At 70.3% G+C, this 26,284-nt stretch carries 22 protein-coding genes and 1 pseudogene; 17 read left to right on the top strand and 6 right to left on the bottom strand.

The window, feature by feature from the left end; translation table 11 throughout:
- Positions 1 to 35: 35 nt before the first annotated feature.
- The gene (locus tag OG698_RS07260; protein WP_406102144.1) at positions 36 to 1,091 is read left to right on the top strand and encodes a metallophosphoesterase family protein; all 1,056 of its coding nucleotides are present in this window, start codon (positions 36 to 38) and stop codon (positions 1,089 to 1,091) included.
- A 30-nt stretch (positions 1,092 to 1,121) separates the two neighbouring features.
- Here OG698_RS07260 and OG698_RS07255 read toward each other — a convergent pair whose 3' ends face one another.
- Positions 1,122 to 1,886 carry a crotonase/enoyl-CoA hydratase family protein gene (locus OG698_RS07255; RefSeq protein ID WP_406102143.1) on the bottom strand — a complete coding sequence of 255 codons (765 nt, stop codon included), beginning with the start codon at positions 1,884 to 1,886 and terminating at the stop codon, positions 1,122 to 1,124.
- Positions 1,887 to 2,029: 143 nt separating this feature from the next.
- Between OG698_RS07255 and OG698_RS07250 the strand changes: the two genes are divergently transcribed.
- Positions 2,030 to 3,907, top strand: a complete 1,878-nt coding sequence (locus OG698_RS07250) for an ABC transporter ATP-binding protein (RefSeq protein WP_406110892.1) — start codon at positions 2,030 to 2,032, stop codon at positions 3,905 to 3,907.
- An 83-nt stretch (positions 3,908 to 3,990) separates the two neighbouring features.
- Here OG698_RS07250 and argG read toward each other — a convergent pair whose 3' ends face one another.
- Together argG and OG698_RS07240 are read right to left on the bottom strand one after the other, a co-directional pair.
- Entirely contained in the window at positions 3,991 to 5,439 is a 1,449-nt protein-coding gene (gene argG, locus OG698_RS07245) for an argininosuccinate synthase (RefSeq protein WP_116506170.1), read from the bottom strand.
- An 80-nt stretch (positions 5,440 to 5,519) separates the two neighbouring features.
- Complete coding sequence (locus OG698_RS07240) at positions 5,520 to 6,125, bottom strand: dihydrofolate reductase family protein (protein WP_406102142.1); 606 nt, start codon at positions 6,123 to 6,125, stop codon at positions 5,520 to 5,522.
- Positions 6,126 to 6,457: 332 nt separating this feature from the next.
- Between OG698_RS07240 and OG698_RS07235 the strand changes: the two genes are divergently transcribed.
- Positions 6,458 to 7,744 (top strand): MFS transporter, encoded by a 1,287-nt coding sequence (locus OG698_RS07235; protein WP_406110890.1) that lies wholly within the window; start codon positions 6,458 to 6,460, stop codon positions 7,742 to 7,744.
- 59 nt (positions 7,745 to 7,803) lie between these two features.
- Here the strand turns inward: OG698_RS07235 and OG698_RS07230 are convergent, their stop codons facing one another.
- Both OG698_RS07230 and OG698_RS07225 read right to left on the bottom strand, forming a co-directional pair.
- Positions 7,804 to 10,521, bottom strand: a complete 2,718-nt coding sequence (locus OG698_RS07230; RefSeq protein WP_406102141.1) for a molybdopterin-dependent oxidoreductase — start codon at positions 10,519 to 10,521, stop codon at positions 7,804 to 7,806.
- Positions 10,518 to 11,345: an FAD binding domain-containing protein gene (locus OG698_RS07225; protein WP_406102140.1), complete on the bottom strand. Its 828-nt coding sequence runs from the start codon at positions 11,343 to 11,345 to the stop codon at positions 10,518 to 10,520. The genes OG698_RS07230 and OG698_RS07225 overlap by 4 nt, the downstream gene beginning before the upstream one ends.
- Before the next feature lie 120 nt (positions 11,346 to 11,465).
- Here OG698_RS07225 and OG698_RS07220 point away from each other — a divergent pair, with 120 nt between their 5' ends.
- A complete protein-coding gene (locus OG698_RS07220) occupies positions 11,466 to 12,431 on the top strand; it encodes an antibiotic biosynthesis monooxygenase (protein ID WP_406102138.1) in 966 nt (321 codons plus the stop codon).
- 48 nt (positions 12,432 to 12,479) lie between these two features.
- On the opposite strand, the gene OG698_RS07215 is transcribed toward OG698_RS07220, so the two are convergent.
- A complete protein-coding gene (locus OG698_RS07215; protein ID WP_406102137.1) occupies positions 12,480 to 13,052 on the bottom strand; it encodes an acyl-CoA dehydrogenase family protein in 573 nt (190 codons plus the stop codon).
- A gap of 113 nt (positions 13,053 to 13,165) precedes the next feature.
- Here OG698_RS07215 and OG698_RS07210 point away from each other — a divergent pair, with 113 nt between their 5' ends.
- The 13 genes and pseudogenes from OG698_RS07210 (at position 13,166) to OG698_RS07150 (ending at position 26,178) form a co-directional block, all read left to right on the top strand.
- Positions 13,166 to 15,595, top strand: a complete 2,430-nt coding sequence (locus tag OG698_RS07210) for a SpoIIE family protein phosphatase (protein ID WP_406102136.1) — start codon at positions 13,166 to 13,168, stop codon at positions 15,593 to 15,595.
- A gap of 204 nt (positions 15,596 to 15,799) precedes the next feature.
- A pseudogene (locus tag OG698_RS07205) lies at positions 15,800 to 16,060 on the top strand (ferredoxin); the annotation flags it as partial.
- Positions 16,057 to 17,280 (top strand): cytochrome P450, encoded by a 1,224-nt coding sequence (locus OG698_RS07200; protein ID WP_406102135.1) that lies wholly within the window; start codon positions 16,057 to 16,059, stop codon positions 17,278 to 17,280. The pseudogene OG698_RS07205 and the gene OG698_RS07200, both read left to right, overlap by 4 nt.
- 230 nt (positions 17,281 to 17,510) lie before the next feature.
- Positions 17,511 to 17,663, top strand: a complete 153-nt coding sequence (locus tag OG698_RS07195; protein WP_406102134.1) for a hypothetical protein — start codon at positions 17,511 to 17,513, stop codon at positions 17,661 to 17,663.
- Positions 17,664 to 17,730: 67 nt separating this feature from the next.
- On the top strand, positions 17,731 to 18,102 hold the full coding sequence (locus OG698_RS07190; RefSeq protein WP_406102132.1) for a hypothetical protein: 372 nt from the start codon (positions 17,731 to 17,733) through the stop codon (positions 18,100 to 18,102).
- 11 nt (positions 18,103 to 18,113) lie between these two features.
- A complete protein-coding gene (locus tag OG698_RS07185) occupies positions 18,114 to 19,697 on the top strand; it encodes a peptidoglycan-binding protein (RefSeq protein WP_406102131.1) in 1,584 nt (527 codons plus the stop codon).
- The gene (locus OG698_RS07180) at positions 19,669 to 20,199 is read left to right on the top strand and encodes a protease inhibitor I42 family protein (protein WP_406102130.1); all 531 of its coding nucleotides are present in this window, start codon (positions 19,669 to 19,671) and stop codon (positions 20,197 to 20,199) included. Before OG698_RS07185 ends, OG698_RS07180 begins: the two co-directional genes overlap by 29 nt.
- 46 nt (positions 20,200 to 20,245) lie before the next feature.
- Positions 20,246 to 20,659 (top strand): hypothetical protein, encoded by a 414-nt coding sequence (locus OG698_RS07175; protein WP_406102129.1) that lies wholly within the window; start codon positions 20,246 to 20,248, stop codon positions 20,657 to 20,659.
- Between the two features lie 1,228 nt (positions 20,660 to 21,887).
- Positions 21,888 to 22,787, top strand: coding sequence for an ABC transporter ATP-binding protein (locus OG698_RS07170; protein ID WP_406102128.1), 900 nt, complete (start codon positions 21,888 to 21,890; stop codon positions 22,785 to 22,787).
- Positions 22,784 to 23,632: an ABC transporter permease gene (locus OG698_RS07165; RefSeq protein WP_406102127.1), complete on the top strand. Its 849-nt coding sequence runs from the start codon at positions 22,784 to 22,786 to the stop codon at positions 23,630 to 23,632. Before OG698_RS07170 ends, OG698_RS07165 begins: the two co-directional genes overlap by 4 nt.
- An 11-nt stretch (positions 23,633 to 23,643) precedes the next feature.
- On the top strand, positions 23,644 to 24,624 hold the full coding sequence (locus OG698_RS07160; RefSeq protein WP_406102126.1) for an LLM class flavin-dependent oxidoreductase: 981 nt from the start codon (positions 23,644 to 23,646) through the stop codon (positions 24,622 to 24,624).
- Positions 24,617 to 25,252 (top strand): flavoprotein, encoded by a 636-nt coding sequence (locus OG698_RS07155; RefSeq protein ID WP_406102124.1) that lies wholly within the window; start codon positions 24,617 to 24,619, stop codon positions 25,250 to 25,252. The genes OG698_RS07160 and OG698_RS07155 overlap by 8 nt, the downstream gene beginning before the upstream one ends.
- Positions 25,249 to 26,178 (top strand): hypothetical protein, encoded by a 930-nt coding sequence (locus tag OG698_RS07150; RefSeq protein WP_406102122.1) that lies wholly within the window; start codon positions 25,249 to 25,251, stop codon positions 26,176 to 26,178. The genes OG698_RS07155 and OG698_RS07150 overlap by 4 nt, the downstream gene beginning before the upstream one ends.
- Positions 26,179 to 26,284 lie beyond the last annotated feature (106 nt).

Here is a 26,284-nt window from a genome sequence, read left to right as displayed (position 1 = left end):
CCGTACACGGGGGAGTCGCTTTGGAGGAAACACCGATGGATCGCAGATCGTTCATGGCCACGACGGGGCGCGCGACGCTCGCGGGCGGCGCGCTCGCCGCGACCGGCTCCCTGGTCTCCGCGCCCGCGGCCGGCGCCGCGCCCGCCGCCGAGCCCGCGGCACAGCGCCACGGCGACGGCGGGACCGTGCGGTTCAACATCATCAGCGACATCCAGGGCGACCTGACCGACTTCGGCAAGGCGCTCGACGACCTGCACTCGGTCAACCCCCACAGCGCGGGCCTCGGCATAGCCGGCGACATCACCCCGCGCGGCTACGACTTCGAATACGCGGCCGTCCGCCAGACCTTGGACAAGCACCCGCACCCCAAGAACGTGGCGTGGGCCATCGGCAACCACGAGTTCTACGTGCCGAAGTACAGCGACCCGAACACCCTCGCCCAGGCGACCTGGCCCAACGGCACCACCGAGGACTCCCTCTTCCGCAGCTTCTACAACTTCGCGGAGCGGGGCAAGGTCTACTCGGAGACCTCGTTCGGCGGCGTGCCCGTCCTCAGCCTCGGCACCGAGCGCTACTCCCACTACCACGACGCGAAGCTGTGGGACGAGGTGTGGATCAGCGACGAGCAGTTCGCGTGGCTCGAGGACCGGCTCGCCTACTGGGCGCGCCGCCGCCGTCCCGTCATGGTCCTGACCCACCACCCGCTGCCCAACACCGTGTCGGGCACGCACAACAAGCTGTACATGAGCGACTACCTCCAGCCCGACCGGCTCCTGTCGGTCCTGGGCCGCCACAAGGACGTGTTCCTGTTCTCCGGGCACACCCACTGGGACCTCAACCTGTCCGACTGGGTGGTGCGCCGCGTCGTCCCCGGCACCGCGAACCTCGAAGGGTTCACCGTCGTCAACACCGCCGCCGTACAGGTCGGTTGGATGGACGACGGCAAGGGCGGCGAGGTCTCGCTCGGCGGCGCGTTCAACCAGGGCCTCCAGGTAGAGGTGGGCCCCCGCTCGGTCGTCATCAAGGCGCGCGACTTCACCACCGGCACCTGGATCAAGCAGATGACGGTGCCGCTGCACACCTCCGACTGACCGTTCGCCGGGGGCGGGCGCGGCGCCGGCTCACATGTCGGTGAACGACCCGTGCCGCCCCGCCCCCGACGCGAACCGCGCGGCACCCTTCAGGCTCTCCTCCAACACGGCAGTCCCGTACCGCAGTTCACCCGCCATGGCCGCCTCTTCGCCCTGCCCCGCCTGGTCCAGAACGGAGGCGCGGTCGCCGCGCATGCAGGCCTGCGGGAAGCCCGCGATCTGCTCCGCGAGCTCCTCCGCCTCGGCGCGCGCCCGGCCGGGCGGCACGAGCCGGTTGGTCAGCCCCATCGCGTACGCCTCCGGGGCGGGCACCGGACGGCCCGTGAGGATCAGGTCCATGGCACGGCTCTCGCCGATGAGCCGGGGCAGGCGCACCGTGCCGCCGTCGATGAGGGGTACGCCCCAGCGCCGGCAGAACACCCCGAACACGGCGTCCTCCTCGGTGACCCGCAGATCACACCAGAGCGCCAGTTCGAGGCCGCCGGCCACCGCGTGCCCGCTCACGGCGGCGATCACCGGCTTGGACAGCCGCAGCCGGGTCGGGCCCATCGGCCCGTCGCCCTCCTCGGCGACCCGGTTGCCGCGCTCCGTGCCGATGGCCTTGAGGTCGGCGCCCGCGCAGAACGTGCCGCCCTCACCCCAGAGCACCGCGACGCGGGCGGATTCGTCGGCGTCGAACTCCTTGAAGGCGGCGGCCAGTTCGGCGGCCGTGGGCCCGTCGACCGCGTTGCGGACCTCGGGGCGGGACAGTACGACCGTGGTGACATGCCCTCGGCGCTCGACGCGGACCGGCATCCGAACCCTCCTGAGTGATCATCGCTGAGTGGATGTTCAGCGTGGCACGCCGGCCGCGCCCCTCCCAGAGGTCCACCCACCTCTAATTAAGGCATCCCGTTGACCTCAAGCTTGCTTGAGGTCTTACCGTCTACTTCATGAGCATGGAGACCACGGCGTGGACGCAGCTGCACAGCGTCATGAACGCCCAGCAGGACACCCGACCTTTCGCCCCCGCCACCCTTCGCCGCATCGCCGCCTTCGCGCGACCGCACCGGCGCAGGATCGCCCAGTTCGTCGTCCTGAGCGTGGTCACCGCGCTGACCGCGGTGGCGACCCCCGTCCTCGCGGGGCACGTCGTCGACGCCATCGTCGCGGGCAAGGACGAGGGCACCGTCATCCGCCTCGCCCTCCTCATCGCCGTGATCGCCCTCGTGGAAGCGGGGCTCGGCATCGTCGCCCGCTGGCTCTCGGCCAACCTCGGCGAGGGCCTGATCCTCGACCTGCGCACGGCGGTCTTCGACCATGTGCAGCGCATGCCCGTCGCCTTCTTCACGCGGACACGCACCGGCGCCCTCGTGAGCCGGCTCAACAACGATGTGATCGGCGCGCAGAGAGCGTTCAGCAACACGCTCTCCGGCGTGGTCGGCAACGTCGTGACCCTGCTTCTGACCCTCGTCGTCATGCTCACGCTCTCCTGGCAGATCACGCTCCTCGCCCTGGTGCTCCTGCCGGTGTTCGTGGTGCCCGCGCGGCGCATGGGTACGCGGATGGCCCGGCTCCAGCGCGAGGCCGCCGCGCACAACGCGGCCATGGGCACCCGGATGACCGAGCGGTTCTCGGCGCCCGGCGCCACGCTGATCAAGCTCTTCGGCCGGCCCGGCGACGAGTCCGCAGAGTTCGCCGCCCGCGCCAGCCGCGTACGGGACATCGGTGTCCGCACGGCCATGGCGCAGTCGGCGTTCATCACCGCCCTCACTCTCGTCTCGGCCCTCGCCCTCGCCCTCGTCTACGGTATGGGCGGCTACTACGCGATCGAGGGCACCCTCGAAGCGGGCACCGTCGTCACCCTCGCCCTGCTCCTCACCCGCCTCTACGCGCCGCTGACCTCCCTGGCCGGGGCCCGTGTCGAGGTCATGAGCGCCCTCGTCAGCTTCGAGCGCGTCTTCGAGGTGCTCGACCTCAAGCCGCTGATCGACGAGAAGCCGGACGCACGTGAGGTGCCCGAGGGCCCGGTCGCCGTGGAGTTCGACGACGTCCGCTTCGGCTACCCGTCCGCCGACAAGGTCTCCCTCGCCTCCCTCGAAGAGGTCGCCTCGCTCGACACCCGCGGGGGAGCCGAGGTCCTGCACGGCATCTCGTTCCGCGCCGAACCCGGCCAGACCGTCGCCCTCGTCGGCACCTCCGGCGCGGGCAAGTCGACCGTCGCCCAGCTCATGCCCCGCCTGTACGACACCGACGAGGGCGCCGTACGCATCGGAGGGGTCGACGTCCGTGACCTGACCGCCGTATCCCTGCGCGAGACCCTCGGCATGGTCACCCAGGACGGCCACCTCTTCCACGATTCCGTCCGCGCCAACCTCCTCCTGGCCAGGCCCGGAGCGAGCGAGGAGGACCTGTGGGACGTCCTGCGCCGCTCCCGTCTGGAGGACCTGGTCCACTCCCTGCCCGACGGCCTCGACACCGTCGTCGGCGAGCGCGGCTACCGCCTCTCCGGCGGCGAACGCCAGCGCATGACCATCGCCCGCCTCCTCCTCGCCCGGCAGCGCGTCGTCATCCTCGACGAGGCGACCGCCCACCTGGACAACACGTCCGAGGCGGCCGTGCAGGAAGCGCTCGCGGAGGCACTCGAAGGCCGTACGGCCGTCGTGATCGCCCACCGCCTGTCCACGATCAGGTCCGCCGACCAGATCCTCGTGGTCGAGGACGGCCACATCGTGGAGCGCGGCACTCACGAGACGCTCCTCGCCGAGGACGGACGGTACGCGGAGCTGTACCGCACGCAGTTCGCGAACCCGACGGACGTGGTGGAAGCCGCGTAGAGGCAGAAGCACAGCGAGAGGAGGAGGGGGTGGCCGCAGCGGCCACCCCCTCCTCCTCGTCCTGCCCGACGGTGTCAGTCGGTCTAGTCGGTACCGGACTCCATCGCGGCGCGGTCCAGGAGCTCGTCGTCCTCGGAGACCTCGCCACGGGAGGCGATGACCTCGGCGCCACCCTCCGGCATCGCGCCGATCAGGCCCGTCGCCGCCGCCTGCGCGGCGCCGATCAGCTCGGGGTGCGTCGTGCCGACGATGCCGAGGCCCGCGTACTGCTCGAGCCGGGCGCGCGAGTCGGCGATGTCGAGGTTGCGCATGGTGAGCTGCCCGATCCGGTCCACCGGGCCGAACGCCGAGTCCTCGGTACGCTCCATCGACAGCTTGTCCGGGTGGTAGCTGAACGCCGGGCCCGTGGTGTTGAGGATCGAGTAGTCCTCACCGCGCCGCAGCCGCAGCGTCACCTCGCCGGTGACCGCCGAGCCGACCCAGCGCTGGAGCGACTCGCGGACCATCAGCGCCTGCGGGTCCAGCCAGCGGCCCTCGTACATCAGCCGCCCGAGGCGCCGGCCCTCGTTGTGGTACTGCGCGAGGGTGTCCTCGTTGTGGATCGCGTTCACGAGGCGCTCGTACGCGGCGTGCAGCAGCGCCATGCCCGGGGCCTCGTAGATGCCGCGGCTCTTCGCCTCGATGATCCGGTTCTCGATCTGGTCGGACATGCCCATGCCGTGGCGGCCGCCGATCGCGTTCGCCTCCATGACCAGGTCGACGGCGGAGGCGAACGCCTTGCCGTTGATCGTCACCGGGCGGCCCTGCTCGAAGCCGATCGTCACGTCCTCGGCGGCGATCTCCACCGACGGGTCCCAGAACCGCACGCCCATGATCGGCTGAACGGTCTCCACACCGGTGTCGAGGTGCTCCAGAGTCTTGGCCTCGTGGGTGGCGCCCCAGATGTTGGCGTCGGTCGAGTACGCCTTCTCGGTGCTGTCGCGGTACGGCAGGTCGTGGGAGACCAGCCACTCCGACATCTCCTTGCGGCCGCCCAGCTCCGTCACGAAGTCGGCGTCGAGCCACGGCTTGTAGATGCGCAGGTGCGGGTTGGCCAGCAGGCCGTAACGGTAGAACCGCTCGATGTCGTTGCCCTTGAACGTCGAGCCGTCGCCCCAGATCTGGACGTTGTCCTCGAGCATCGCCCGCACCAGCAGCGTGCCGGTGACGGCACGGCCGAGCGGCGTCGTGTTGAAGTAGGCACGGCCACCCGAGCGGATGTGGAACGCGCCGCACGCGAGCGCGGCCAGGCCCTCCTCCACCAGCGCCGCACGGCAGTCGACCAGGCGCGCGATCTCGGCGCCGTAGGTCTTGGCACGGCCGGGCACCGACGCGATGTCGGGCTCGTCGTACTGGCCGATGTCGGCGGTGTAGGTGCACGGGACGGCACCCTTGTCGCGCATCCACGCGACCGCGACGGAGGTGTCGAGGCCGCCCGAGAAGGCGATGCCGACGCGCTCGCCGGCGGGAAGGGAGGTGAGAACCTTAGACATAGGAAGAGTATGCATCCTAGAGAATGATTATGCAAAGGGGGCGGGTGTATCAGTCTTCAGGTGCTTCGGTGCGCAAGTGTTCATGTGCTCAGTGACGGTGCCTGTTCCTGGGCGTCCCGGACGATCCCGTAGGTGAGCGCCGCGAGGCTGTCGCCGACCGTGCGGGTGTCGAGGAGGCGCAGGGACAGCCCGTCGCCGGTCTCGCCGAAGAGGCGCTCGCCGGCCCCGAGCACGACCGGGTGGACGATCAGCCGCAGCTCGTCGGCCAGGCCGTGCGCAAGCAGCGTGCGCACGAGCCGGCGGCTGGCGTAGACGACGATGTCCCCGTCCAGCTCCTGCTTCAGTTTCGAGACCTCGGGGACCACCTCGCCGTCGAGGACCGTCGAGTTGTTCCACTGGGGGTCGACGAGGGTCGAGGACACGACGTACTTGGGCAGGGTGTTCAGCCGCTCCGCCCACGCGCCGCTCCGGGACGGCCACCGGGCCGCGAACCACTCGTAGCTCCGCCGCCCGAGCAGCAGCGCCTCCGTGCCGAGCGCCTCGTCGAACTCGACCTTGGTCCACTCCAGCCGGTCCTTGTCCGCCATCCGGCCGAACCAGCCCCCGTGCCGGAACCCCTCCTCACCGGTCGGGTCCTGGACGACGCCGTCGAGCGAGACGTTCTCGCTGATGACGATTTTTCCCATGTCGGTCTCCTTCGGTACGGGCTAGGGTCGGGCGGCGAGTGAACTGCTAGGAGTGAGAGATGCCCGGTCGTACGAGCACGCTGTGACGCCGTAGGCCCTGATCGGCCCGTCATCGCGTGCTGCCCTTGTCACGTGGCACAGCGAGCCCTCTCCTGCCCGAACCGGCGGTGCGCCCTCTGCGCGCCCGGTGACGGGCCTCGTCGTCCGCACTGCAAGGGATCCCTGTGCCCTCCGCGTCCTCTGCTTCGTCTGATTCCGCCGATCCCTCCGATTCCTCTGCTTCCTCCGCTTCCTCCGCCGGATCCGCTTCCGGCCGGCCTGCTTCCCCAAGCCTGTGGCGCGACCGCGACTTCCGCCGACTCTGGGTGGGCCAGACGGTCTCCCAACTCGGTGAACACACAACTCTGGTCGTTCTGCCGCTCTGCGCCGTCCTGACGCTCGACGCCGACGCCGGTGAGCTGGGTGTCCTGCGCGCGGTGGGGCAGGCGCCGATCCTGCTGCTCTCGCTCCTGGCCGGCGCGTGGGTGGACAGGTGGCGCACGCGCACGGTGATGGTGCTGGCGGACGCGGGCCGGGCGCTGGCCCTGGGGGCGACCGCCGTGGCAGGGCTCCTCGGCGCGCTGGGCCTGCCCGCGCTGCTCGTGGCCGCCTTCGCCGTCGGCGCCCTCTCCGTGTTCTTCGACGTGGCCTACCAGACGTCTCTCGCACGGCTGGTGAAACGCGATCAACTGGTGCCGGGCAACAGCGCACTGGAGGGCAGCCGCTCCGCCGCCCAGATCGCCGGCCCCGCACTCGGCGGGGCGCTGGTCTCGGTCCTGGCAGCACCGATCGCTGCCGCGTCCGGCGCCCTCCTCTTCGCGATGTCGTTCCTGTCGATCCGACGGATCCGCCGCAGTGAGTCGATCCCCGAGTCCAGGCAAGAGCGCTCGCGGCGTCCCCCGGAGCCCACGAAAGACCCCCAGCGGCGTCCCCCGCGGGTCTGGCGGCGGATCGGCGAGGGCCTCCGCTTCGTCGTCGGCGACACCTCGCTGCGGGCCGTGTGCCTGGCCTCGGCCGCCTTCCAGTTCTCGCTGGCGGCCATGATGACCGTCTACCTGCTCTTCCTGCCGCGGGAACTGCAGCTGTCCGGCACGGAGATCGGTCTCGCGCTCGCGGCCACGGGGCCGGGCGCGCTCCTCGGCTCGCTGCTGGCCGCGCGCCTGCCGGGCCGGTTCGGGCACGGCGTGGTGCTCGTGTCCGCGGCGGCCCTCGGCGACGGCGCGTTCCTGTTCGTGCCCGCGCTGCACGGCTCCTCAACGGGAACGGTTCTCGCCCTCGTCGCGGTCAGTCTCGTGTTCGGGACCTTCGGCCAGCTGGTGAACGTCACGGTGATGGGCGTCCGGCAGGCCCTGACCCCGGACGGGATGCAAGGCCGCGCGGCGGCGACCGTCACGTTCGTCGGCATGGGCCTGACCCCGCTCGGCTCGCTGCTCGGCGGTCTTCTCGCGGACGAGTGGGGGCTGCGCCTCAGCATTGCGGTGACGGCGGCAGGGATGCTGCTGTCCCCGTTGCTGATGGCGCTGTCCCCGCTGGCCCGCCTGGGACGGACGCTTCCGGCCCGGGGGGTTCTCCGGGACTGATGCTGCCGTCAGGTATCCATGGGCGGGGCGCCGACCCGATTCCTGGATGCGAGCGGGGCTCAGGCCGTCCGTATGGACCGGTTCTCCCTGAGTCGGCTGTAGATGCGCTCCGGCGTCAGGGGCAGTGCGCGACAGCGGACGCCCGTGGCGTCGTGGAGCGCGTTCGCCAGCGCGGGGGCCACCGGGTTGATGCAGCATTCCGCCATGCCCTTCGACCCCATGGGCCCGAAGGAGTCAGCCGACTTCACCAGAAGTAGTTCGGTGCGGGGGACGTCGGCGTAGGTGGGGATGCGGTAGTTGCGCAGGTTCGGGTTGGCCATGGCTCCGCCCGCGTCGACCTGGTAGTTCTCGGTCAGCGTGAAGCCGATGCCCTGGGCGACCCCGCCTTCCACCTGACCCCGGACCTGCGCGGGGTTGATGACGACGGCCGCGTCCGTGGCGTGAACGCTGTAGAGGATGCGGATCTCGCCCGTCACCTGATGGACCGCGATCTTGAATCCGTGCGTGTTGGACACGACGCTTCGTGGCGAGCCGTAGGCCTTGCGTGCGGCGGTGAACCGGATTCCGCGCGCCCGGGCCAGCGAGACGAGTTCGGCCAGCGGCACGCGCCGGTCCCCGCAGACGACTTCCCCGTCGCCCAGCGAGCACATGACCATGTGGACGCCTGTGTGCGCGGCGGCGAATTCGAGGATGCGGTCGCGTACGGCATTGGACGCTCGGAGCACGGCGTTGCCCGCCACGAAGAGGCCCGCGCTCGCGAAGGCGCCGGTGTCGAATCCCGTGCGGTCCGTGTCCGACTGCACCAGGCGAATGCGTGAGGGCGTCGTACTCAGCTGGTTGGCCGCGATCTGGACGTGCGCGGTCGACGTGCCCTCGCCGAACTCGACGGTACCGACGGCCAGTTCGTACACGAGGTCGTCGCCGAGCGTGACCCAGGCCTCGGAGAGGTGCTCGGTCGGGGGCGCGGTCTCGTGCAGGGAACTCGCGACCCCGGACCCCACCAGCCAACCGGGCCCGGGCGGCGGCTCGTCGACAGCGCGAGCCATGGCGTGATCCACGAGATCGATGCACTTGCCGAGCCCGTTCTCGTTGAACATCACGTCGTCGGGGCCGTCGTGCATGGCGACGAGCGGATCGCCAGGCCGCACGATGTTGCGGCGTCGCAGTTCGAGCGGATCTAGGTGCAGGGCGCGGGCCAGTTCGTCCATCGCGGATTCGACGGCGTACGCCGGCTGCGTCATTCCGTAGCCGCGCAACGCCCCGCTCGGCACAGTGTTCGTGTAGACGGAGAACCCGTCGTACTTCTTGTTGCGGCAGCGGTAGATCATGACGGCCGCGCCGCCTGCGTACAGGGTCTCGCCGCCGTGATTGCCGTAGGCGCCCGTGTTCGACACATTGCGGACCTGAAATGCCGTCAGGGTGCCGTCCGCCTTCGCGCCGAGCCTGACCGTCAGCGTCATCGGGTGCCGCGGCGAGGCCGTCGTGAACTCCTCCTCGCGGGTGTACTCGAAGCAGACGGGCCGCCCGGTGTCCAGGGCGGCGAGCGCGGCCAGATCCTCCGAGATGACCTCCTGCTTGCCGCCGAAGCCGCCACCGACCCGCTTGCAGAACACGCGGAGCTGGTCCGGGCGCAGCGCGAAGAGATGCGCGAGCTTGACCTTCGCGATCGACGGCGACTGCGAACTGGTCCGCACGTTCAACCGGCCGTTCTCGACCCAGGCGATGGATCCGTGGGTCTCGAGATGCGCGTGCTGCACCCGGGGGGACGAGTACGTTCCTTCATGGATCACGTCCGCCTCGGCGAACCCCGCGTCGACATCGCCGATGTGCGAATGGATCTCCAGCAGGATGTTGTGGACGGCATCGCGGACGAACGGGTCGTCCGTACGGTGCAGTTGGGGAGCCCCTTCGGCCATCGCGGCCTCAGGATCGAACACCGCCGGCAGCTCCTCGTACTCCACCTCGACCCTTCGGCAGCCCTCCTCCGCCGCGCCGACCGTGTCGGCCACGACGGCGGCGACGCGCTGGCCGACGAAGCGGACCGTGTCGTCGAGGATGTATGTGTCGTCCGGATCGACGAGGTGGTCGGTGTGGATCGCCGTGGAGAACCGCCTGCGCGGCACGTCCTCCCAGGTGTAGACGCGATGCACGCCCGGCACCGCGAGCGCCGCGGTCTTGTCGACCGACACGATCCGGGCGTGCGGGTGCGGGGAGTGCAGCACCTTGAGGTGGAGCAGGCCGTCGACATCGGTGTCCATCGTGAACTCGGCGCGCCCGGTCACCACTTCGTCGGCCGCCGGGGCGCCGGCGCTCGTCCCGACGGCTTTTCCCGGCGCGGCGGTCTCGACGCCGACGACGCCCTTCACGGCGTCCTCGATCGCCCGGTAGCCGGTGCAGCGGCAGAGGTTGCCCTTCAGGGCGCGAGGCAGGTCCGCCTTCTGGGCCTCGGTGAAGGTCGCCGAGGTCATGATCATCCCTGCGGTGCAGAAGCCGCACTGGAACCCCGGCGCATCACGGAACTGCTGCTGCATCGGGTGCAGTTGGCCGGGAGATCCGAGCCCTTCGATCGTGGTCACCTCATGGCCCTCCGCGCGGAACGCGGGGGTGATGCAGCTGTGCACCGGATCGCCGTCGAGCCACACCGTGCACGCACCACAATCGCCCGCGTCGCACCCCTTCTTGACGCCGTGGTGCCCGAGCGACCGCAGGAAGGTCCGCAGGCACTGGCCGGGGCCAGGCTCCTCCTCGAAACTCCTGCCGTTCACGACGTACGTCATGGCAGGTCACCGGCCGACAGCTCGCGACGAATCTCTTCGGCGAAGTGCTTCGTCAGATGGCGACGGTGATCCGGGGTCCCATTGGGATCCGAGAACCAGAGGCCGGCGGGGACGGCGTCGATGCTCCGCCGCAGAGTCGAGGCATCGGGCAGGGCGTCAAAAGCAATGCGTACGGGGCGTGTCGTGCCTGCCGTGACAGTGAGCAACAGGTCGTTCGTGCCCGGTGTTCGAGTGCCGATGAGGAAGACCGTCGAGCGGCCGAGGCGGGTCAGCGTGAAGCGGCGGTGCGCGGCGCGTTTCCTCAGGGCATGGGCCGGAATGTCGATGCGCCGCAGGACTTCCCCGGGGCCGAGAACGTTCTGATGGTCGCCGGTCACGAAGTCGACGGCATCGACGGTGCGCGTGGACCCGTCGGAAGCCCACAGCTCGTACCGGGCCTCCAGGGCGACCGTCAGCGTGATCATGGGTCCGGCGGGCAGGGACAGACAGATATTGCCGCCGACGGTCGCTGAATTCCATACCTTGAAAGAGGACAGGAAGGCATCGCAGCTTTTCGCCAAAAGGGTGCCCGCGATCCAGTCGCCCGGAAAAGCAAAGGAATGGAGATCGCGAATCGTGCACGTGGCACCGATTTCGAGTCCCGCGCGGCCCGGGACGAGGGGATCCCAGCGTAGCGCCGTAAGGTCGACCAGGCGCCGCAGGCTCGGCTGTTCCACGGAGAACAGCCACGTACCACCCGCAAGCCACGCATCACCTTCGCGCCAGTCCGCGCCGGGCGGATCGAGCGGACGCCGGACGACTTCCGTGACGGTGTTGAGGTCCATGGAGACTGATCTCTCGCGGGAGGCTGATTCTCTCGCGCGATAATTCGTGCGGCGGATGTTCCCCGAATTCCCGGTGAATTCGAATGCCGTCATAATTCCCTGTGAACTAGACTACGCCGTATGGGTATCCGTGCAAGCGGCAGTGCGACCGTGGTGACCTCCCAGAAGGTGCGGGAAGGGCTCGACGAGGAGTACGACCGCTGGCAGGGGAAGGTGAACCGGGCCGTTCGGGACTTCGACGGATTCGAGGCCACGGAGACCTATCCCCCAGGATTCGGCGAGGAACGCGAATGGGTCGTGGTGTTCCGCTTCGCCGGCACGGACCAGCTCACCGCGTGGCTGGACTCGACCGCCCGCCGGGAGTTGCTCGCCGAAGGCCGTTGGCTGCTGGACGGAAGCCCTACCCAGGAAGTCCTTGCCGGTGGCCACATCGAGGTACCGGACCGGGTGGAGGGTGTCACGGCAGTTGTCTCGCACGACGTACGGCCGGGCCGGGAAGAGGACTTCGAGCGCTGGCAGGAGAAGATTCTGAGAGAGCAGGAGAAGTATCCGGGCTTCATGGGGACCGAATTCTTCCGGCCCGTCGAGGGGATCCAGGACAATTGGGTGATCGTTTTCCGGTACGACACCCATGAACATCTCGATGCCTGGCTGGACTCCAGCAGCAGGGAGCACCTCCTCAAGGAAGGGCGGGACTACTTCGCGTCCTACGACGTCCGCAAGGTGGGGACGGCGTTCGGCGGCTGGTTCAGGTTCGGCTCGGACGAGGAGGAGCGGGTCCCTCCCAGCTGGAAACAAGCGATGACCGTGGTGCTGGCCCTCTATCCCACCGTCATGGTCCTGAATCTGACCGTGGGTCATGAATTCGACGTCCTGGGCGTCCCCGGATACCTCGGCCTGTTCTTGGGCAACATACTGAGCGTCAGCATTCTGACCTGGCTGCTCATGCCCCTGGTGAACCGCGTCCTGGCCTTCTGGCTCCGCCCCGGCCGGACCCGCACCGTCCGCGTCGACGTGGCGGGCGCGGCGCTCGTGGCCCTGTGCTGGGCCCTCACCGTCCTCATCTTCGGCCTGACGACGGGCTGACGCCCGCGTTCCTTCCCGCGGACAGGGGCAGGGTGCGGCCTGCCACGCTCATCCGGTGATCTCCTTGCCGAGACGATGTTCCGGGCAGTGATCCACTTCTGGATCTCCTTGGTTCCCTCGTGGATTCTCGCCGATCTTGCTGTCGCGGTAGATCGCCTCGACAGGTCCCGGCGTACCGTCCGCGCTGGGCTCGCGAGGGAAGCCGAGGCCGCCGAAGGCCCGGACGGCACGGCGGGCCATGTCGACCGCCAGTCGGATCCCGTAGTGCTTCGCCATCGCTGCCTCGGGCTCCGAGAAGATCTCTCCGGCGTCGCGACGTAGCGCAGCCTTGAGGTACAGCGTGCGAGCGTTCTCGATCACGGCGGCCCGTTCCGCCATCAGGAACACACCCGGTGCCGCGCCACTGCCGAGGCGTACGGCGGCGACCTCGACGACTACGTGCTCGGCGCCGATCTGGCCGGGTTCCTGCGAGTGGCACAGGCCGTGACCGCACAGGGCGTCATCCGAAGACGCCGTTTCCCCCGGCCGGCAAGGGGATGCTCGATGTCCTGCGGTCGCAGTGGCGGTGACCTGGGGCCACGCCGTGCCGCGGGGGCCAGGCGTAGCCTTGAATTCAGACATTCCAGTACTGGGCAGGTCGCATGGCCACGATGCATGCATCATGCGAGACCGGTCATCAGAACCCTTTCGACACGACCACAGCAGCGATGATCGTGCTGGATGCGCAGGGGAGAGTGACTGGCTGGAGTCCTGGAGCCCGCAATCTCTACGGGGCCGACACCCGAGATGTGCTCGGTCGCTCGGCGAGCGAGGTTCTGCGCGATGTTCGCGCCCGGCGTGACACGCTGCAGGGCTTCGGGGCAGTGGGGGCACCCGAGGACGCCCGGACCGAGAGACGTACCGTTCGACGCCCGGACGGGGCGCTGGTGGAGACGGCCCTGCGCATCTTTCCGGTGGAGCAGGACCGGGGGAGGCCCGCCTGGGTCGTGATGGCGGCGGCAAGCGACCGCTATCAGGAGTGGGTGACCGACCAGTCGATGCTGTCCGGGCTCTTCACTCAGGCTCCCGTGGGGCTCAGCATCTACGGCCCTGACGCCCACCTCAATTGGGCCAACGACGTCGTGCAGCAGGTCATGGGCTGGCGCGCCGGTGAATGGGAGGGCCAAGCCAACAGCGTGCTCTATCCGCACGGCACCATCCTGTCCCCTCCGCGTTACCACGAGACGGAGGAGGTACTGGAGGAAGTGTTGCGCACCGGCGAAGCCGTGCTCGACGTCCACTGGCGCGGGCCCACCCCCGCGGTCTGCGCGTACCACCGGGTCTACTCGTGCTCGTACTTCCGCCTGCAGGACGACGCGGGCCACCCCCTGGGCGTCTGCGAGGCGTCCGTCGATGTCACCGATCGCTACGAGGCACAGACTCGCCTGGCGCTGCTCAGCCGAGCCAGCGGGATCGGTACCACGCTCGACGTCTGGCAAACGGCGGAGGAACTCGCGGGGCTCATGGTTCCGGATCTCGCCGACTCCGTACGGATCGAGGTCGCGGAGTCGGTCCTGGCCGGAGAAGAAGCCCCGTCCTCGGTCTCCGGTGCACCGACGGGGCTACGGCTCATGGCAGAGCGGACCAGGAGCGCCCCGTCCGTTGCGCAAAGTGATGCGCTGCTGGGTGTCATCGGCAGTCGGCCGATGACCGCGGACCAACGCCTGCTGGCCGTGCCCCTGCTCCTCGGGGGCACCACGCTCGGCACGGTCACGCTCCTGCGGCAGCCGCCCCGTGCTCCGTTCACCGAGGAGGACCGCGCCCTCGCCGAGGAACTGGCGTCGCGCACCGCGGTGTGCGTGGACAACGCTCGCCGCTATGTCCGCGAGCACGCCACGGCGCTGAAACTGCAGCGTGACCTCCTCCCGCGAGAACTGCCGCAACCGAGTGGCATCGAGTTTGCGCACCGCTACATCCCCACTACTGGTCCGCTCGGTGTCGGGGGCGACTGGTACGACGTGATTCCGCTGTCGGGCGCCCGCGTCGGGTTGGTGGTTGGTGACGTGGTGGGGCACGGGGTGGACGCCGCGGCCACCATGGGACGGTTGCGCACGAGCGTGAGGGCACTGGCCGCCCTGGACCTGCCGCCGGACGAACTCCTGACCCGGCTCGACGACTTGGTGGGTCAGGCACGAGTTGGAATACACCGGACGCCGGGCGACGAGGGGACGGACAGGGCGCTCGGGGCGACCTGTCTGTACGCCGTGTACGACCCCACCTCCCGCACGTGCGCCATGGCCAGCGCGGGCCACCTCCCACCGGTCGCCACCGGCCGTGGGACAGGCACCCGGCAGGCCGAACCGCTCGACCTGCCCACAGGTCCCCCGCTGGGCATCGGTGGACTGCCTTTCGAGAGCGTGGAATTCGAGTTCGCCGAGGGTGCTGTGCTCGCCCTGTTCACCGACGGAATCGTCAAGGCGCGCAGCCGGGACGTGGACGAGGGAGTGAAGGACTTGTGCGGCGCCCTGGACGCCTCGGCCGGGTCCCTGCAGAAAGCGTGCGATGAGGTCATCTCCCTGTCTGCCCAGGGGTCCGCCGATGACGATGCCGCGCTGCTGCTGGTGCGCGTCCACGCCTTCCCCGTGGACAGCGTGGCCTCGTGGCACGTCGCCTCCGATCCGGCCCAGGTGGCCGGCGTCCGTGCACTCGTCCGAGAGAAACTGGAGGACTGGGGGCTGGACGAGGCGGCGTTCGTCTCAGAACTGGTCGTGAGTGAACTCGTCACCAACGCCATCCGATACGGCCGCCCCCCTGTCTCTCTGCGCCCTGCTTCGGGACGTCGACCGCACACTGATATGCGAGGTTTCGGACGGGGGCCACACCTCTCCGCATCTCCGCCACGCCGGCGACGAGGACGAAGGAGGGCGGGGCCTCTTCCTGGTGGCGCAGCTGACCACCATGTGGGGCACGCGCTACGACCGCCAGGGCAAGACGATCTGGGCCGAGATCGGGCTGGGGCAGGAAGTACCACTGGACCTGCTCCTGGAGCCGTGAGTTCGATCCCCGGCCCGGCCAGGAGTCCGCAGTCCCATACGTGGTGCAGCCCCGACGCCTGTTCGGTGAGCCCGACCATCCCACTGGGCGCCCCGGCCGTGGGCATCGTGCAGCGCAAGGACTACGTCTGACGCCGCTGCCGTTGCCATCTTCGAACCCGAGTCGGGACGGACGTCCGCAGGGCCGCCACTGCACGGCTCTCACGTTGCGAGGCCATCCCGCCGAGCTGATCCTGGAGAGAAGGCATACCAGCCGATCGAGCGGACCGAACCCACAGGGGCTGCGGGGCCGGCGGTCATCGCAACCCCAGCAAGGAGCGGGGTTCCAGATGAGGGCTCGTCGTCGATCTCAACCGGTGTCGGGGCTTCGCGCAGTGCGCCTTTCTCGCCCCGGACGTCTCCGCTCTGCACGGCGGGGAGGCGCTGCTCCTCACCTCCCGTTTCGCCGAGGCACTACGTGAGCAGGTGGAACAGGCTGCGGCCGCTTGTCCGGTCCAGGCCGTTCTCGTCGACTTCTCCGACGAACCCGACGCCAGTTCGTCGCGGCACGCGCCTGACCATCGCCCCCGACCGCCGGCCCCTCAGGAGACACCATGACTCTGGGCACCATGCTCGCGCAGATCACCGACTATGCGAATCGCGCCGATCCGTACCCGCTCTACGCCGCGCTGCGCGAGTCGCCGGTAACCCTTCAGGACGACGGATCGTACCTGGTCAGCACCTATTACGAGGTGCGCAGCCTGGCCATCGACCCGCGGCTCAGCAACGACCCGCGCAAGCGCACCCCCGGCGCCGACGACCCCGCCGTGACCGAGGAGGACCCCGGTCTGCCGCCCAGCTTCCTGCTTCTGGACCCGCCCGCACACGACCGGCTGCGCAATGCGGCGATGCGGCCTTTCGGACCCCCGCACAGCCCCAGGTTCCTCCACGACATGCGCGGAGAGCTGGCCGCGGTCGTCGCCGACCTGGTCGACGCGCTCGAAGGCAAGGACGAGATCGACGTCGTCGACGACTTCGCCTACCCCCTTCCCGTCACGGCCATCTGCAAGGTTCTGGGAGTGCCGCGCGAGGACGAAGCACGCTTCCACGGCTGGGCCGACACCGTGGCGTCGGGGATCGATCCCAGCGTCGGGGAAAGCGGCCTGGAAAAGGCACACAAGGCACGCGGCGAGCTGGGCGCCTACTTGTCCGACCTGATCGACATCAAGCGCCACCACCCGGGCACCGGGATCCTGGGCCCCCTCGCCCGCGAAACGGGCCCCGGCGGCAGCATGTCGACCGCGGAGCTGGTGGCCACCTCGATACTGCTCCTGATCGCAGGCCATGAGACAACCGTCAACCTGATCAGCAACGCGACGCTCACACTGCTGCGCCACCCCGACATCCTCGAACGGTTCCGGACAGAACCGGACCTGGTCGATCCGCTCATTGAGGAGGTGCTGCGATACGAGCCGCCGGTCCAGTTCATACCGTGGACCACCGCCCTGGCCGACATCGACGTCGCCGGCACCACCATCCCCAAGGGTTCGTCGGTCCGGCTGCTGCTGGCGTCGGCCAACCGCGACCCGAAGCGCTTCGAGGACCCCGACCGGTTCGATCCCGACCGTGAGGACAACCAGCACCTCGGGTTCTACACCGGCATCCACTACTGCTTCGGCGCCCCGCTGGCCCGGATCGAGGCGCAGCTCGCCCTGCCCGAGCTCTTCCGCCGGATCAGAAACCCACGGCTACTGGCGGACCCGCCGCCCTACCGCGCCAACCCCGTCCTGCGCGGCCCCCGCCACCTTCCCGTGGCGATCGACGGCCTCACCACCTGACGCCACTGCGGCAACGCCTCGGCGCCGTACGCCCTGCGGCCCTTCAGGCCATCGCCTGCCGGCGGACCACACTGTCACAGACCCTTGAAACAGTCTTCAGTCCCGGACTGACACGGCATCAGCAGACTCGGCAAGCGGTCAGCGTCGGACCGGGCGTTGGCCCGCGTTGCTGACTTGCGTCTGCCAGGGGCCTGCCGTGCCGCCCTGCGCCCGCTCGGAAGGTTCGATGCGTGGCTCGACAGCTCGCCCGTGGGATGGGGTCCTTCCTCGTACGCGGTGCGCGCTACGGCGAGTTGCAACCGATCGCCTGGGCCGGGATGAGCGCCCAGGCGCGCCGTGGCGCGGGCGATGTGGAGGAGGTGTGTGTGGCGGACGACGTGTGATCCTTCATATAAACAGTGCGTGTTAGCCTGCCCGCGGTCGCGATCGAATGCACACGGGGGAGGCGCGATGGGCTCGGATGGCTACCAGGTCAAGGCAGGAATGACCGGCCAGGCCCAGCAACTCGACGACGCCGGCACGGAGATGGACGGCGTCAGCTCGGCCGTCAAGTCCCGTACGAGTTACTCGTACGGCGATGTCGGCGGCGATGACGCCGCGTCGGCGCTGAACGCGTTCGTCAAGGCGTGGGAGGCGGAGACCAAGACACTGGCATCGGCGTTGCACGAGCTCGGTGGCAAGGTGCAGTTGGCCAAGAAGACCTACCACGGCACCGACGGCCTGGTGAAGACGCACGCGGACAGCGTTCCCGTCGGCGGCACGAGCAACCTCACCGACACATCGACGCAGGGCGGGCGCGCCTCGGCCCTGTCGAGCTACTGAGGAACGGGCCGGTGTCTTTCTTCTCCTCTCCCCTCAACTCCCCTTCCTTCCGCCTCGCGTGGCTCGCCGGGCTGTCCAAGAAGATGCTCGGTGCCGGAAGCAAGAACGAGGTCCTCGACCTGATCGACGACGCCCTCTCGGTGCCTGAACCGGGCGGCGACCAGGGCGTGCTGGAGGGCCTGGCAAGTCTCTACCGTGGCCAGCTCGACCACGTCGGCAGCGTCTTCGACCAGGTCGACCGGGTGGGCCGCAAGGGTCTTCCGGAGGTGTGGGTCGGCGACACGAGCGTCCTCGCCTCCGACGTGGTGAACGCCGCCGGGCGGTCCGCGACCCAGATGAGCGAGGCGTTCCAGGGTTGCGCGACGGTGCTGCTGACGCTGGCCGACGCGATCGGCGCCGCGCAGCGCAAGGACGAGCAGGGCCGCGGTCAGCTGCTGGAGCAGAAGAAGACGCTCGGCGGCAAGGACGGTTTCTTCGACGACCTGCACGAGAACGACGAGGAGGAGTGGGACCGCAAGAACGCCGCCCACTTCGGCTCCTACGCGGTCGACCTGATGCATGCCGCCGTCTCCGACGCGCAGGAGGCCACCCGTGTCGCGGCCCGGGACCTGAACAAGTGGGCCGCCGAGGCACGGGCCGGGAAGATGGAGACCAGCGAACTCACCGCCGTCGACAAGCTGATGCTCGCCGACACCGGCGTTGCGGGCGCCGACACCGAGCTGAACGAGGTCCTCACGCCCGGCGACCTGGCGCGCGCGTCGACGCGTATGGACCTGCTGAGTCTCGACGACGAGACGGCCATGGAGCGGATGCTGGCGAAGTCGGACACCCCGCAGGAGCGCGCCTACCTGATGAAGGCCCTGGCCGCCGGCCACAGTGTCGCCGACATAGGGAAGTTCCAGGACAAGATCCACGGCAAGGACCCCGACTGGATGCGCCGGCACCTCACTCCGGTGGTCACCGCCACGGACAGCATGGACGACGAGGGCCTGGCGTCGGACGGGTCGAACAACAACAAGGACTACGCCACGTTCGACGGCCAGCTGTGGATCCAGGGCGGCGACGGCTCCGAGGGCACCTGCGTGGCCTCGTCCACCGTCACCTCCCGCGCCATGGTCGACCCGATGTACGCGCTCGACCTCACCGGCGGCCCCGACGGGCAGCAGGACGACCCCGAGGCCTTCAAGCAGCGCCTGGTGGCCGAACAGCACCGGCTGCACACCGAAGGCGACGGCGGCAAGAACTGGGGCGGCATGGGGCAGGAGGGGCAGGAACGGATCAACGACACCGCCGTCGGCAGCGCCACCGGCAGTGACTACCAGCGCCAGGACCTGAACAGCGCCGGCGACCGCAGGGCGGTCCTCACCGAAGTCGAGAAGTCGGTGGCGGAGGGGCGGCCGGTGCCTGTCGACGTCTCGGGCAAGGACGGCGCCCACGCGATGACCATCATCGCCCAGGAGGGTGACAAGCTTCAGGTGTACAACCCCTGGGGCTCCACGACCTGGGTCAGCGAGGACGACTTCATCAACGGCCACATGGGCAAGGCATCCAGCAGTGATCTCCCCAATGCGTACAGCGTCTATCTTCCGCGGTAGCAGGGGCGGTGCCGCGATCGCGGCGGCCGCACTCCTCGCTCTCGCCACGGGCTGCGGCTCGGGCACCGACGAACCGGCCGACGGCTCCACGAGCACCGTGGGCCGCCCGACGAGCCACCCGGTGAAGGACACCAGCATCACCGCCGAGCCGGGCGAGCGCTTCACGCTCACCGTCGACCAGAACGCCTCCACCCGCGAGTACTGGTACCTGGTCGGCCCCGAGCCCGACACTGCGGTGCTCGTCAGCCGCGGCCAGGACTATGCGTCGGACTCCGGCGACACGCCGGTGCCCGGTGCCGGCCGCCGGCTCACCTTCACCTTCGAGGCCAAGGGCAAGGGGAGCACGCGGTTCACGCTGCTGCACTGCACGTTCACCACCTGCCAGGGCAACACCTCCAGCCGGCCCCCCGAGACGACCGGACCCTCCGCCACCCCGACCACGGGGGCGGCCACCCCCTCCCCGGCCCCCGAGCGCATCACCTACACCGTCACCGTCGACTGAGCCGCAGCGGACCAGTCAGATGAGACGAGACACCCGAGGCCCCGCCATGAACGACGACGCCCCGTACCCGCCGGACCGCACGGACGACGAGCTGGCCCGGCTCGACATCACCGTCCTGCTGCGTTACGGCCTCACCGCCGCGCCCGGCACCCGGCGCACCGCCCTGTTCGGCGACGGCGCCGCGGCCGCAGCAGTCGTCCTCGACCGCCTCGGCACCGAGCCGCGCTCGGTCGCCTTCCTCGCCGACACCGTGCGCGCCGGCGGACTCGCCCGCGCCGCGGAGCTGCCCGAGCCCCTGCCCCGCCGGGAGGCGGCCGTCCTCGTACGGGAGTGGCTGCAGGCCGGCACCGAACTCGTGGGCGGGATCGCCGCCGACGACACCGCGGCCAGTTGGCTGCGCGCCGTCGCGACCATCATCGAACTGAAGCAGCTGACCCGGGCGCGGGGCCGGAGTACGTGATCCGAGCAGCCGATCCGAATACGGCGGCGGGTGTGGGGCCACCGGGCGGCTGACTGCCGTGGGCTTTACGGACAAGACCCGTCCCGCCCTCGAACCCGGCGTCGGCCACGAGCGCACCCCCGCCGAGTGGGTGGGGCCGGCCGCCTCGCGGTCCTGCTCCAGCTCACCGGCGCCTTCGTCGGCGTGCTCGGGCCGCGGTTCGCCGTCTCCTGCTCCACCTGCCGGACGGCGTCCGTACCCCGCACTTCGGCGGCATCCTGGTCGCCGTGGCGCAGTACGCCGTCCCGCTCACGACGCCGGCACGATCGCGGGCGTGTTCCACCCGAGGGGCGGAGCACGGGCGGGCGGCATCGGCCTGGGTGTACTGATGGCGCGGGGAACGACCTGAGCGTGCAGACCGTGGGCCAGGAGACCGTGAGCGTCGCCCCGACTGTCGCTGTGCCCGCCGCAAGGGTGTTCGCGGTGTCGGTGGACCCACCCCGTCCTGAGCGGCACGCGGCACGTCTTCTGGAGGCAGGTCGCAGAGCAGCGGCTGGCTGGGTAAATGCCGGACAGGGTGGGGGCATAGGGCTCCCGCATACATCTGGACCATCGCCGGCCGCGAGCTGCCACGCCCCGTGCCGGTGGGGCGTGCGGCCGTACTCACCGTCACCGCCTTCGCCGCCCTGGGGCCCGCGACGTCCGCGCTCCCGCCCGCCTTTCGGCTGATCGCGGCCGGGGCACTGGGCGCGATCAGCGGCGGTCGGCCTCCCTGTGGCCTTGCAGCACGCCACCCGGCGCCGGGCGCGCGTGGTGGACAGCGTCGAGGCGTACGCGTCGGTCTTCTTCCGGCTCCTCGCGAGCGGGCAGCATCTCCGCACTCTCACCGGGCGCAGCGGTCGCTACGAGCTCTCGCGGGCGGTGGCGGTGCTGCCGCGGCTCCCGTGGGAAGCGGCCGGCCTGGTTCCTTTGGCCGCTGGCGGCGAGGAGGCCCGGCAACACACGCGAGCCATGGCCGGCGCACCCTCTGGCACTTCCGGGAAATCCCTGGGTTCCCTCCCTTGGGCCGGGGGGCGGGTTTGGCTGCCAAGAAACTGCGCGGGTCCATTACTTGGGAAACCGGCGGCTGGAAGACGCGTTGTAGCTGGTCAGGGCCTATACGCGACGGCCGGGGGAGGACACCTCGGGGCTGGGCCAACTTGCCCCGGGAGTGCCGGCGAAGATCATTCCGTCGTTAGGGTCCAGCGATATGGCCCTTCCCTCAGCAGCGCCGCCGGTGACGGCAGCGGCTTCCGAACCCGTCCCTCCCGCGATCGTCATCCGGAACCTGCGGATGCGCTACGGCGCACGCGATGTGCTCCACGGAGTGGATCTGGAGGTGCAGCAGGGGGAGGTGCTGGCGCTGCTGGGGCCCAACGGGGCCGGTAAGAGCACCACCATCGAGATCCTGGAGGGTTTCCGGCGGCGCTCCGGCGGTGACGTCAGCGTGCTGGGCACCGATCCCGAGCACGCCGACGACGCCTGGCGGGCACGGCTGGGGATCGTCATGCAGTCCTGGCGCGACCACGCCCGGTGGCGGGTCGGGGAGTTGGTCGAGCACTTCGCGCGGTACTACCCCGACCCGCGCGACGCGGGCGAGCTGCTGGAGACCGTCGGGCTGTCGGAGCAGGCCGGCCAGGAGCGCCAGAAGCTCTCCGGAGGCCAGCGGCGGCGTCTGGACGTCGCGCTGGGCATCATCGGCCGGCCCGAGCTGCTCTTCCTCGACGAACCGACCACCGGGTTCGACCCGGAGGCGCGGCGCGACTTCCACACATTGGTGGAGCGGCTGAGCGCGGTCGAAGGCATGACGGTCCTGCTCACCACCCACGACCTCGCCGAGGCCGAGCGGCTGGCCGACCGCATCGCGGTGCTCGTCGCCGGCCGGCTCGTCGCCGCGGGGTCCATCGACGAACTGGCCGCGCAGATCCAGGCCGACGCCGACGTGCGCTGGTCCGAGGACGGCCGGCGGTGTCGGCAGCACACCAAGGACCCCTCCGCTCTGGTGTGGGACCTCCACACCCGGCTCGGCGGCCCCATCCCTGACCTGGAGGTGCGCCGGCCCACGCTGGAGGACACCTATCTGGGCATGCTCCACCAGGAGGAAGCGTGATCAGCCGACAGTCCCTTGCCGTTGGGCTGCACCGGGGGAGGACCGAACTGCGGCAGGCCGCGCGCACCCCGCGCGAGTACCTGGGCCATCTGACCAATCCGGCGATGTTCCTGCTCACCGCGTCGTTCCAGACCGGCACCATTCCCGGCAGCCCGGTGCCTTCCTCGCGCATGGTGATCGCCGGAAGCGTCGCCGCGCTCCTCGCCATGATCGCGATGGTGTGGCTGCCGCAGCAACTGGCCACCGAGCGCGAGGACGGCACGCTGCTGCGCCTGCGCGGCACGCCCGGCGGCATGGCCGCCTACCTCGTGGGCAAGACGGTGATGGTCCTCGCGATCGCCTGCCTGAGTACCGCGCTGCTGCTGGCCGGAGGAGCGCTCACCACCGACTCCGGTTTCCCCCGGAGCGCGGATCAGTGGGGCACCCTGCTGTGGGTGACCACGCTGGGTCTGGTCGCGCTCTCCCTGCTCGGCGCCGCGGTCGGCGCGATGCTGCCCAACCCACGCCAGGCCCTGGCCTGGGTGATGATCCCCATGCTCGGACTCCTCTTCATCTCGGGGATCTTCTTCCCGGTCACGAGCATGCCGCGGTGGCTGCAGATCACCGGTGAGGTCTTCCCCCTGAAGTGGATCGCCCAGGGCATCCGTTCCGCCCTCCTGCCCGACAGCGCGCTGGTGGCAGAGACCGGCCGGAGCTGGCAGCACTGGCAGACCTTCGGCGTGCTCGGAGCGTGGACCCTGCTGGGGCTGCTGCTCGCTCCGCGGCTCCTGCTGAAGTCCTCACGCCGGGAGTCCGGCAGCCGCCTGGCGGCGCGCCGTGAACTCGTCGGCCAACGTTCCTACTGAGAGGTGATCCCGTGACCTCCACGCACAACACCAGCATCATGTACCCGATCCAGCCCTCCAACACCGGGCAGATCCTGCCCTTCGCCCGGCTGTTGCAGCGCCGCGGCGCGGGCCGGCTGTGGCTGGGCCAGTCCCTCCGGCTGGACACCCACCAGCTCTTCGCGACGCTGGCCGGCATGGGGTACCGCATCCCGATGGGCAGCGGGGTGACCCTCGCGCCGCTGCGCCACCCGTACGACGCCGCCGTGCAGGCGCGTTCGGTGGCCGCGCTCAGCGGCGCCCCCTACGTGGCCGGCATCGGCCCGGCCGCACCGGAGTTCCAGGACTCCCTGCTTCCCGAGCGCTACGCCAAGCCGCTCACCGCGATGCGGGAGTACATGACGTCCATGCGCGAGTTGCTGGACGGCGGACTCGCGCGCCGCGACGGCGCGTACCACTCCATCGACGCCCAGCTCATCGCCCTGGACGCCCCGCCGGTCGAACTCGGCCTGGGGGTGCTGCGCCCGCGGATGGCCACGATGGCCGGGGCGGTCGCCGACGTCGCCGTCACCTGGATGACCCCGGCGGACTACATCGCCGACACTCTCGTGCCCGCCCTGGCCAAGGGCGCCGCGGCGGCGGACCGTGCCGCGCCGCGGGTGGCGACCGTGATCCATGTCGCCGTCGCCCGCCCCGGCCGCGACATCCGCCTGGCGGCCCGCCGCGGCGCCGGCGCCCACCTCAGCGCCGCCCACTACACCGACATGCTGCGCCGCGCCGGCGTCCCCGCCTACGCGCACGACCCGGACGCCGGCGCGGACGCCCTGGTCGAGGCAGGGGTGTTCGTCGCCGGAACGCCCGACGAGATCGCCGCCGAACTCCAGCGCTACCGGGAGAGCGGCGTCGACGAGGTCGTGCTCAACCCGGCGGGCGTCATGCACATTGAGGGTCTGGGCGCCGTCATGACCGACCTCCAGGACATCCTCGCCGCCCTGGACCGCCTCCATGGCTGAGAACGCGCCCCCGCCCGAAGGACCGGCACCGGACTTCGGCGCCCGCAGGGTGCTCTTCGCGGGCACCGGCTCCCTCGGGGTGATGTTCATGCCGATGTGGCTCAACTGGCTGCGGACCGCGTACCCGGACATCGAAGTACGCACCATGCTCACCCGGTCCGCGCAACGGTTCGTCACCCGTGACGCACTGACCGCGTTCGCGGGCGGAACGGTCCTGCAGGACGTCTGGCCGGACGAGCCGGAGGAAGGCGCCACCCACGTCGAGCTCGCCCAGTGGCCTGACGCGATCGTCGTCCACCCGGCGACCTACAACTTCGTCGGCCGGCTGGCCCTGGGCGCCGCCGACACCCCCCTGCTGCTGGCCCTGCAGTGCACCCGGGCACCCGTCGCCGTTGCTCCCGCGCTGCCTCCGGGCGGCGCGGAGTCGTATGGCTACCGCCGGCACGTCGCGGCACTGGCGGAGCGTCCCAACGTGACCGTGGTGCCCCCGCAGCCGGGCTACAGCGTGACGACCGGCCGCCCGGGCGCCACCGTGGCCACGCCGCTGCCCGCCGTCATCCCAGCCCTGGAACGGCTCAGGGCCCGTCTGGCGGCCGCCCCTTCACCTGGAGAGGAGGAGGGACGATGACGCAGCCGGCCGTGTCCGCCGTGCAGGAGTTCGCCACCGGTTTCCTGCGCACCGCCATCCACCCCTGCGGCCCGGGATACGTGTGGATCCGCCGCCCGGGCGACGACCGCCCCGTCCCGCTGAGCGCGCCCGACGCGCCGGTGCGCGCCGCGCTCACCGCGCTGCGCCCGGCCGGTCTGCGACTCGCGCTCCCGGAGGCGGTCGGCGACGCCCTGCACTACCAGGTGCCAGGCCCGGTCCCGGTGGCGAAACTCTGCGTGAGCCGCGACGTCGGTCTTCCTCCCGGGCGGGTGGCCGGAGCCCTGTCCGGGACCGGCGCGGCGCTGCGCCTGCTGCACACCGCGGTTCCGGCGTCCCTGGCCGTCTCCGGACCGCCGGGCCCTGCCCGGCTGGCGTCCTGGATGCACGAGGGCACAGGGCCGCGAGCCGCGCCGGCCTTCCACACCATCGTCCGCCGCCAACTCGGCACCGCCCGGTGGAATCTGGTGCGGGAGTGGTGCCACGCCCTGGCCACCGACCTGAGCGGCGGGGTCTTCCTGCACGGTGCGCCCAGCCTGGGCTCGGTCGTCGTGGGGGACGCGCCGGACGGCGGTTGCCTGCTCTCCGGTGAGGATGTGGCCCGCGGTCCCGCCGACTTCGATTTCGGCTGGCTGCTGGGGGAGTTCGTCGAATGGCGGATGACGCTGCTGCGCCGGACGCCGGGTCTGGACCTGGATCCGGACGACTTCCACACCGCTCTGGACGCCCTGGCCCATGGCTATGGTGCGCCGGCCGATCCGGTGGCGGCCGGGCGGGCCGCGGTGCTGCGGGTGTTCACCCATGCCCATGACTTCGCCGCGTACATGGGGTGGCATCCCGAACTGCTCGAGTACACCGTGAAGATCGCCGAGTTGATCGACGACGAGGGCGCCCAGGCCCTGCCCTGACCGTGGTGCCGCCCGGCGTCCGTACGACGATGTGCCCCCCGGTGGCGACCGCCTCCGGGGGGCACAGTTCATCCGCGGGCCGGACCGGCCTCACCCGTGTCGGGGC

Source organism: Streptomyces sp. NBC_01003 (assembly GCF_045162695.1).
Lineage (GTDB): Bacteria > Actinomycetota > Actinomycetes > Streptomycetales > Streptomycetaceae > Streptomyces.
This window is presented reverse-complemented; position numbering and strand designations above follow the sequence as displayed.